This is a genomic window from Pseudomonas sp. 2(2015), from assembly GCF_000955865.1.
Classification (GTDB): Bacteria; Pseudomonadota; Gammaproteobacteria; order Pseudomonadales; family Pseudomonadaceae; genus Aquipseudomonas.
On record NZ_JYOF01000044.1, the window covers coordinates 1 to 2,338 of the forward strand.

The following is a 2,338-nucleotide window of genomic DNA, read 5'->3' on the forward strand; positions in this document are numbered from 1 at the left end:
CCGGTTTCATTAGACCACTACACCCCAGCGGTAGTAAGCGCGGTGAAAACCTCTGCAACACCAGGTGCGGTATATCTCTTCTGCGACTCCAGAGATGAGTGATGCATAGCCTTGCGGATAATCTGTGGGGAAACTTCGGCGTTCCTCAACCGCCGACCAAAAGCGTGCCGGTGGCCATGGGTGGATCGACCCTGCGACTTTGAAACGGTTTGGCCAATGCGCGCCAGGGCTCGCTTGTAATTGCCGTTGAAGGCTTGAAGGGTATATGGCTGGCCAGCGACGGAATCTTCGTAGGAAACGAAGGCGTATGGATGGTGCCGCTCTACAGTGGTCAAGTATCGTATGTGCACCCTCCAAAGTTTCATAAAAAGCACGCCAAATTGTGGAGGGAACCAGTGAAGCTGAATGTAGTTATCCGCATGGTCAACCAGCCTGGTCTTCCACCCAACACGTTTTGTGCCTTGGCGAAGACTCCTGGGCATTAGGGCGTGATTCTCCCTTAAGTAGGCTGCGCGTGTTGTGGTGCCTTTGCGACTTCTCCAGTTATGTGGCGCCTTACCTTCTTCCGGATGGTAGACACGAACCATAGCACCGCCCTCGATCAGAGGGTGATCTTCAACATCCACTACCCAAAGGTGCTGTGCGTCGCTCTCGCGCAAGCCCGCCCCATGCATCATTATCAGTATCAATTGATCTCGAACTGAACACCTAGGATCAGTAGCTCCACCAAAACCGTACATATACAAAGCTTGGAAAAGCTTCTCGGGGAACGCTACGGCATCATCATCAGCTTTGCTGAGCATACGCCGCCCTCGAATATTTCGTGCCTGATCGACGCTCTCCGAGAGCGTCTTGTTTTTGATATGTCCTAAGAAATCATGACTGTTGCGGCGATGCCAGGCAGCATAGTTAAGGCGCTGATCACAGGTACTGGCGGTCATCAGAGGGTTCATGGTAGGAGCGTCGTATAGATCAGCTAAGTAGTCCGTGAAACCTCTAAGTATCGAGACGTGACGGTTCGATGTCTGGCGACTGGCTGGAATCCAGCCTAAGCCTGATGGATCTAGCCCGTCAGCTCCAATCGTTCCGGTATAGAGGCGTGACGCAAAGGCCTGGAAGAGGTCACGTGGGGCGGAGAAATGGTGCTGGTTTGCTTCCATGTACTCGAGCAGCAGTTTAGTGGCTTGAATTACCGAACGCTGCCAGCTGGGACTGAGGTGGTGGTTGTCCAGGAGGTAATCAACCAGCGAGGAGACCACACCATGCTCAGTAATCAAGACTGGGATCTCACTTTGGAGCCCCGTGTCGTCGACTATTACCTTCGCTACGACCTGAACCACCGTCATCCAGTCCACCATCTACAAATAGAAAGATGGTAACGATAGTACGCTCTGAATGAGGACGCCCGCTCAGAGGGATTTTGCGCCAAAAACTCGATACAAAGCCGTTCGTTCAGTTCAGATCGTACTACGCTGCCTCGATCCCATAGGTGGGCGAATAGATGCAAAGAATGGTATAAGGCATGGTTCTTGCCGACTTGCCATGCTCCGTGAAGCCCTTTCCAACACTATAGATCCTTATGTACGACAAACCTCCACCGCTTCGACCCAATGACTCATTGTATTCCGACGGAGTGGTTGCAATGAAGCGGTATTATGAGGCTAACGCGGCAAGCCAACTTGCCTAGCAGCCAAGCAGTGGCTGACTGTGTGAGCAACGGCGGCCACTGTTTGCCCTTGACCTTGGCCACCATCAGCACGGCGACCTTCAGTCGCAGCGAGCGCTCACCAAATGACTGACAAGGGTCGTTAGCAGGCTTTCGCGAATGACTGTTAACGACCCTTTGCGGCCGTTCGTGGATGACCTAAACCGGCCAATACCAGCCAGTCGCATGCTTACATGACCGGCTAGAGCAGAACCTCGCTAGAAAGCGCAGTGGATTCGGATGCTGACGGACAACAATAAGCATCCGGCTGTGCAAGGTACAGAAGGGCACTTAAGCCATCGCCTACCCCGTCACCTCAGTAGAGATGGCGCAGGTCATGCTTGACCACCGCATCGACCACCAGGCTGGTGGCCTTGCCCAACAGGCCCGTACCGTTCATGTGCTCGGACAGCATCCTAGAAAAGGCTGGAATCTGCCTTTCGTCCAGGTGTGTTGCGCGATCCCACAAGCCCGCGGCCAGTAGTGCTGGGCAGTGCTGGAAGCGATAGCGCTCGACGTTCACGACGGTAGCGACCCGAGGTGGCTTGCCGTTGATTGCCTGTGGGGCGAGCAAGTTCGAGTCGTTGTTCAACCAGGCGCGCCCGGCCACGGATAAAACCGTGTCGGCGCCGG

At 54.4% G+C, this 2,338-nt stretch carries 2 protein-coding genes; both read right to left on the bottom strand.

What is annotated here, in order from left to right; all coding sequences use genetic code 11:
- Window positions 1–17 precede the first annotated feature (17 nt).
- On the bottom strand, window positions 18–1,346 hold the full coding sequence (gmtY, locus tag UB48_RS26790) for a gamma-mobile-trio recombinase GmtY (RefSeq protein ID WP_082075532.1): 1,329 nt from the start codon (window positions 1,344–1,346) through the stop codon (window positions 18–20).
- A gap of 675 nt (window positions 1,347–2,021) precedes the next feature.
- Window positions 2,022–2,338: hypothetical protein (locus UB48_RS28080; protein ID WP_275560922.1), on the bottom strand; the 317-nt coding region annotated here is incomplete at its 5' end.

Excerpts from the sequence above, each read along its gene's own strand:
- gmtY (WP_082075532.1), bottom strand. The coding sequence starts at position 1,346 with ATGACGGTGGTTCAGGTCGTAGCGAAGGTAATAGTCGACGACACGGGG.